This is a genomic window from Vibrio sp. 10N.286.46.A8, assembly GCF_041470165.1.
GTDB classification, from domain to species: domain Bacteria; phylum Pseudomonadota; class Gammaproteobacteria; order Enterobacterales; family Vibrionaceae; genus Vibrio; species Vibrio tasmaniensis_A.
In genome coordinates this window covers 1-6,807 of record NZ_JBFRLX010000161.1, presented here as the reverse complement: position 1 = coordinate 6,807, position 6,807 = coordinate 1, and the positions used below count along the sequence as shown (strand labels likewise).

The 6,807-nt window shown below is 43.0% G+C and carries 5 protein-coding genes; 1 reads left to right on the top strand and 4 read right to left on the bottom strand.

Features of this window, described 5'->3' with window-relative positions:
- Nucleotides 1–82: 82 nt before the first annotated feature.
- Nucleotides 83–406: a ferredoxin FdxA gene (gene fdxA / locus AB4232_RS15765; RefSeq protein WP_050650887.1), complete on the bottom strand. Its 324-nt coding sequence runs from the start codon at nt 404–406 to the stop codon at nt 83–85.
- Between the two features lie 254 nt (nt 407–660).
- On the opposite strand from fdxA, the gene AB4232_RS15760 reads away from it, so the two are divergent.
- Nucleotides 661–2,292: an NAD(P)/FAD-dependent oxidoreductase gene (locus AB4232_RS15760; RefSeq protein WP_372087487.1), complete on the top strand. Its 1,632-nt coding sequence runs from the start codon at nt 661–663 to the stop codon at nt 2,290–2,292.
- A 119-nt stretch (nt 2,293–2,411) separates the two neighbouring features.
- On the opposite strand, the gene AB4232_RS15755 is transcribed toward AB4232_RS15760, so the two are convergent.
- The 3 genes from AB4232_RS15755 to bluB form a co-directional block, all read right to left on the bottom strand.
- Nucleotides 2,412–3,881, bottom strand: coding sequence for a hypothetical protein (locus tag AB4232_RS15755; protein WP_372087486.1), 1,470 nt, complete (start codon nt 3,879–3,881; stop codon nt 2,412–2,414).
- 197 nt (nt 3,882–4,078) lie between these two features.
- Complete coding sequence (locus AB4232_RS15750; RefSeq protein WP_372087485.1) at nt 4,079–5,734, bottom strand: ABC transporter substrate-binding protein; 1,656 nt, start codon at nt 5,732–5,734, stop codon at nt 4,079–4,081.
- A gap of 132 nt (nt 5,735–5,866) precedes the next feature.
- Nucleotides 5,867–6,523: a 5,6-dimethylbenzimidazole synthase gene (gene bluB / locus AB4232_RS15745; protein ID WP_372087484.1), complete on the bottom strand. Its 657-nt coding sequence runs from the start codon at nt 6,521–6,523 to the stop codon at nt 5,867–5,869.
- Nucleotides 6,524–6,807 lie beyond the last annotated feature (284 nt).

Genomic DNA, 6,807 nt, shown 5'->3' with positions numbered 1-6,807 from the left:
ACATTTCAGGACGGGACACAGATATTAAAAAAGGCGTATTGATGAAATCAGTACGCCTTTTTATTTGAGTTCTTTTCAACAATTACTTTTCTAGCATTGCCAACTTATCAGCGACACCATTCCACTTTTCAGCTTCATCCATCGGTGCTTTGACTTCAGTTTGTACCGGCCAGATTTCGGCAAGCTCGGCATTCACTTCAATAAAGATCTTTTGATCTTCTGGCAGTTCATCTTCTTGGAAGATCGCTTGGGCGTCGCATTCAGGTACACACAAACCACAATCAATGCATTCGATTGGGTTGATTACCATGAAATTCGGGCCTTCATGGAACGCATCTGCGGGGCATACCGCCACACAGTCTGTGTATTTACATTGAATACAGTTATCGCCTACGACAAATGCCATGATGCTCTGCTCTATAAGTTAGTCAAAATTGAAGAATGGAGGATAATACTCATCCCAAGGCAAAATTCAACATCATACAGCTCTAATATCGTGTCTATTTGCTCCATGTTTCCAAATTAGTATGACAGATAAATCAATTTCTCGTAAAATGCGCGCCATTGTGAGCTTATCGCTTCTTTCAACATCAGCGTTTTCATCAAACTCTGCGTTTAGAAGCGGTCTAGCTAAGACACCTATAAAGACGAGACATCGAAATGATACGTTTAACCGAAATTAAACTCCCTCTAGACCACGAAGAATCAGCCATTCAAGACGCTATTGAAGCAAAGCTTGGCATTAATTCTGATCAGGTACTTTCTTTTAATATCTTTAAACGTGGCTACGATGCTCGTAAGAAATCAAAAATCTTACTTATCTACACGCTTGATGTTCTCGTTGAAAACGAAGCTGAGTTGTTAGAGCAATTCATTAGCGACCCGCACGTAAAAGTGACTCCTGACATGGAGTACAAATTCGTGGCTAAAGCGGTTGAGAACCAAACTGAGCGCCCTGTCGTTATCGGTTTTGGCCCTTGTGGTTTGTTCGCAGGCCTAGTGCTTGCTCAAATGGGCTTCAATCCAATCATCGTTGAGCGTGGTAAAGAAGTTCGTGAACGTACGAAAGATACCTTTGGTTTCTGGCGTAAGCGTACACTGAACACTGAATCAAACGTACAGTTTGGTGAAGGCGGCGCAGGTACATTCTCAGACGGTAAGCTTTACAGCCAAGTTAAAGATCCAAAGCACTACGGCCGTAAAGTAATCGAAGAATTCGTTGCTGCAGGTGCACCTGAAGAAATCCTATACGTAAGTAAGCCGCACATCGGTACCTTTAAACTGGTTACCATGATCGAGAAGATGCGTGCTTCTATCATTGAGCTAGGTGGCGAAATCCGATTCAGCACTCGCGTTGATGACGTTCACATGGAAGACGGTCAAATCACTGGCCTAACGCTTTCTAACGGTGAAGAGATTAAAACTCGTCACGTAGTACTGGCTGTTGGCCATAGTGCTCGTGATACGTTTGAAATGCTGCACGAACGTGGCGTTTACATGGAAGCTAAGCCTTTCTCTGTTGGTTTCCGTATCGAACACAAACAGGCGATGATCGATGAAGCTCGCTTCGGCAAGAACGCGGGCAACCCTATCCTAGGTGCTGCGGACTACAAACTCGTACACCACTGTAAGAATGGCCGCACTGTATACAGCTTCTGTATGTGCCCAGGTGGCACTGTGGTTGCAGCGACTTCTGAAGAAGGCCGCGTAGTAACCAACGGCATGAGCCAATACTCTCGTGCAGAACGTAACGCAAACAGTGCTATCGTTGTGGGTATCGACCCAGAGCGTGATTACCCAGGTGACCCACTAGCAGGTATCCGCTTACAACGTGAATTAGAAAGTGCCGCTTATGTTCTAGGTGGCGAGAACTACGACGCCCCTGCACAGAAAATCGGTGACTTCCTGAAAGGTCGCGATCCAGGTGAAATCGGTGAAGTAAAACCATCATTCACGCCAGGTATCCACCTAACTGACATTTCAAAAGCGCTACCTGATTTTGCTATCGAAGCGATTCGTGAAGCAATCCCAGCGTTCGAGAAGAAGATCAAAGGTTTCTCTACGCCAGACGGCCTACTAACTGGTGTTGAGACTCGTACGTCTTCTCCTGTATGTATCAAGCGTGGTAAAGACTACCAAAGCATCAACCTTAAGGGCTTCTTCCCTGCTGGTGAAGGCGCAGGCTACGCGGGTGGTATCCTATCTGCTGGTATCGATGGTATTAAAGCGGCGGAAGCGCTGGCACTGTCTATGGTAGAACAGAACCAAGCTGAGAAGATTGAGATCGCTTAGACTCTTTCGATAAACCAAAGCTAAATAACGGTCAGCCAAAACTAAAAATCCAGTGCCTTGTAGACACTGGATTTTTTATTGCATACGGATTATCTAGATTTACTCGGTATCGACGGGCTTTACTTACAAGTGTTTTTTGACCAGTTCACACCATCATTTGAACACTCAAACAGACTTGTCCCATTCTGGTAATAATAACCTCTAGTCCAGTTACCTTGAGAATCTTTAGACGTTATCGTCTGAGTATAATCAAACGGTGTATTTTCAATGTGCGCATATTTATGACGAGTCCAACTATCTGAACCGTGTGCAGTGTTCTCATTGAAATCAACTGATAGATAGTTTAATACATCAAAGTCGCTTCGTGAGATATTAGATAAAGTATCACCTAAATTGACCCACTCAGGGTAAGGAGCATTTGAACCATAATGGTACTTCACCTGAGTTTGAGTAAACTGGTCTTTATAATCACCAACAACATCTGACGTTAAAGTTTGGTTAAATCCATTACCCACACTTTGAGTGGAACAGCTTTCCCAATCTGGCTGTTGAGACCAACCACTATTCTTTACACCAAAGGTGGTTAGTGAATTGGGTTGCACCTGTTGTTTAATTGTTTCCTGAACTGAACACGAGTGCTGCGTTCCGTCACTGCTCAATGAAAACCAAGCTTCCTTGTCATATTCCAAACCATTTTTCTTCTGGCTATTACGCTCAATGTGCTTATTTAATTCTAGTTCTGTTTGTAGATCAGCTGACACTTCATGTTCAATAACAATCAGCTTGTCAGCGGTCATCACTGTTTTAACTTTATACCACTTATTAATTTCGTTCTTTTTAGAATAGTCCCAATGCTCCCAATAATAATCAACATAGGCTTGCTGAGCTTTGGGGTTTTCTTTTTGAATATTTTTAGTCTCTTGATACGACTTTTTAATGGCTGGCATCATTTTCTGCGCTAATTCATAAAGCTCAGTGTTTTGGGCTTTGACGAAGTCGCCATACAAGTCTTTCACTGCAATGTTATATCGATTCGCAATTCGGAAATCATGTTCCTTCACATTTTGGATAATGCTATTTTGAGTGTTTACAGCTTGCTTCAAAGCGGAACAACTGTTTAAACCACCTTTATATAGGTCGGCTTGGATCTGATTCCATAAAACGGTAGTAAGTGGCGTAGTAGATTTAATTTCTTGGTCAGAACTCACTGTCATTACTGGTGGGAAGACTAATTGATAAGGTTCAGTAATCGGCGAATTAGGGCTATCCGCATCAATAGCACCGACCGGAACATTCACTACAATTGGGGCATAGTCCATACAGTCAGAGTTAGAACCAGTTAAAGACAATTGATAACTGCCTTCATCGTCCGTGATACTACTTGGCTCTCCCTCATCCAATACACCATTATAATTGATGTCTAGAAACGCGGTCGCACCGGAAATATACCCGTCAATGGCAACACCTTGTAAGGTTTTTGTTTGAGGAGCGGGAGCACTTGTACTTGTACTGCTACCACCGCCTCCTCCCCCGCCACAAGCAGCAAGACCACCAGCTATAAGTGCGATAGAAATAAGCTTAAGTTTCATTTGATTAGATCCTAATAAAATACATTAATAAGTAGGGTTGCCATTGGGGGGATGACCGAGAATGACTGTGATAGTCATGACCAGTCATAATAACGATTGGTATTCAAAAGAAACATGAAAGAGTGCTAGCCGATTCGTGCATGTTTTCATTTTGAACAGAAACTAAAAAATGGGTAAATGGAGTAAAAATGGACTAACTACTTCTCGCTCGGAGTTATCCAAAGCTTATAAAAATCACTATAACCGGTTTGGTTTACCTCTACGCCATGAACCTCAACACTATTAAAAACCTTCTCTTTACCGTGAAATAACGGACAAAGTAACTTCTGTTGATAAAGCGAATCTTCAATATCTTTCAAATCGCTCATTAGGTTCTCGCCACTCACAGCGGCTCTAACTCTCTCGCAATGCGCCTTCATCTCAGAACTGTTGAAAATGAATCTAAGCCCAGATGAAGCAAGTAGCCAATCGTAAAGGCCATAATCGGCTGGCTGTTCGATAACTTCTTCAATGAATAACAAGTCTGCCGACTCACTCATAGAGCTAGGGTCACTTATGTTGGGAAGCTCAACAACTTCAATAGCAACACCTGTCTTTACAATAGTTTGTTGTAGCCAGTCAGCCATCTCTTGAAGTAAAGGAATCGTCATTCTAGGTCGTGTTAACACAACAGTACCCGTCAAATTAGGAATTGGATTACTGGACGCTAGTTCGCTAAGCGAGAAAGACAAGTCATCGGCCACCATATCAGCATCGAACTCTTTACTACTGGACTTAATAAACGATACCAGCCTGTCGAGTTCTTCAGGGGTTATACCTGATTTTTCTCTACGATTAACCGCAAGATACGAAAGTGCATTGATGGTGGTTTCTTCAGCGACGCCAGATTGATTAAAACTCAGAGTGTGGTCATTTAAACCTTCTATGTCGGTAAGCGTTATTTGTTCTAACAAGGCATTTTGAGCAAAGTAACCTCGGTGACGTTTAAGAACCAAGCGCTCTTCGCTCCAATCATCCAATGAGAAAGGTCCTGTTCCGATATAGGTACTGCGGCCACTCGAAAAATAAGTACGCTTACGACGATAAATAGACGCGTGTGGACTAGTCAAAGCATGGAGAAACATTGGGTTTGCGTATGTCAGCTCAATAGTCAGTTGTTTATCACCCACCACTTGAACATCACTGACCTGATCAAATAAAGACTGTACCGGACCTTCAATATTTTTTAGCTGCAACAAACATTGAGCAACATCTTTGGCCGTTAAAGTTTCACCGTCATGGAATAACACATTCGGTCTCAACCAAAAATGCAGAAAGCGCCCTTCCATCTTCCAATGGTGCGCGAGGCTCGCTTGGGGATTTCCATCATGATCTTGGACGAGTAGCGTATTGTAGAGGCTTCTTAAGATGTGATGTTCAGCAGTTCGGTATGTTTTGGCTGGCTCAAGGTTATCGACCCACGGATATTGAGTGATCAGTAAATGGTCATGTTGTTGATTGAACAGACTATGTTTTTCAGTCGCTAGCGTCAGTGCCTTTATTGCCGCATCACCATAGCTTTCTAGAAGACGGGGAATAACATTAAAGCCCCCCTGTTCTAACTGAAGCGCTAACACTTTTTCTAATGCTTCGGGAAAGCTGACCAAAATTCTAAATTGGCTAAGCTTCCCTCTTCCTTTAGACGGAATCCAACAAATCCAGCGATATTCCGATAAGCATTTAAGAATGATCGAAGTGTTTCTGCGAGAAGTCGATAGCGAGTGTTCGAGATCATCGATCGTTAGATGATACTCTTCACCTATTTCATACTTTGCAATAAGTTGTTGAAGTCTACGTAAGTTAGCGTCGTTCATTGAATTCCAGACTAGAGCTGTATGTCAAATGTCATTAATATCAGTATGAATTTATAAATTCAACTTTACACTGAAATATCTATAACAAGTTTGGGCTTTAAATATCAATAAATTAGATAAAAAAGCCTGTAATCACTCCGTTTTACTAGGGCTCCACTTCCCTTCATGAATCGCTGAATTGACATCTCTTCTTGGTAGCCAGCCCATGGTTTCAAGTTCGGGTTTGTCTTTGAAGTGGTCAACGTAGCCGATACATAAGTACGCCACGATATCGATGTTTTCTGGGATATCTAATGCATCTCGTAGTGTTGAGTCGTGCATGATACTCACCCACCCTAGGCCTAGGTTTTCGGCTCTAGCTGCCAGCCATAAGTTTTGAACCGCACACACGGTGCTGTACAGATCCATCTCTTGTTTGATGGTTCTACCTAACACGACCTTTCCGGTTCGGTTGCGATCGCAAGTCACGCAGACACCGATCGGTGATTCGACGATGCCTTCCAACTTTAGACGCTTATACATTGCCTGCTTTTCATCGGTGAACATTTCCGCGGATTCCGCATGAGCCTGATTAAAACCGGCTTTGATTTGTTGCTTGGTTTCGATATCACGGACAACGACAAAATCCCAAGGCTGCATAAAGCCAACACTGGGAGCATGGTGCGCTGCGGTTAGCACACGCATCAAAACGTCTTCTGGGATCTCATCAGGAAGAAACTGACCACGAACATCTCGGCGAGAAAAAATCGTTTTATATACTGCATCGCGTTCATTCGGCGTAATTTCCATACATCCCTGTCTTATCGTCGTCTTATTGAGTCAGTATTATCCAACTAAAGTGTCTATGTTGCTAGGGCGTGCTGACCTTTCGTGGTTAAATTTTGTTCGAGATAAAAGCGTTTTAATCGCGGCGAGGGAGAAGTAGCCTAGTCACTCTAAGCAAATCTCCCTCAACAAAGAGTAAAACGCTTTTAGCCGAACCCTTCGGGCAGCGTTTGCTGGTCATTTCTACTGCGTTATCGGCTTCTCATGTAGGCTAGCTACACATCGACGCCTCTGTCTTGTATAAATAC

Bases quoted from the DNA above. Each gene is read 5' to 3' on its own strand.
- fdxA (WP_050650887.1), bottom strand. From the start codon at position 406: ATGGCATTTGTCGTAGGCGATAACTGTATTCAATGTAAATACACAGAC.
- AB4232_RS15760 (WP_372087487.1), top strand. From the start codon at position 661: ATGATACGTTTAACCGAAATTAAACTCCCTCTAGACCACGAAGAATCA.
- AB4232_RS15755 (WP_372087486.1), bottom strand. From the start codon at position 3,881: ATGAAACTTAAGCTTATTTCTATCGCACTTATAGCTGGTGGTCTTGCT.
- AB4232_RS15750 (WP_372087485.1), bottom strand. From the start codon at position 5,734: ATGAACGACGCTAACTTACGTAGACTTCAACAACTTATTGCAAAGTAT.
- bluB (WP_372087484.1), bottom strand. From the start codon at position 6,523: ATGGAAATTACGCCGAATGAACGCGATGCAGTATATAAAACGATTTTT.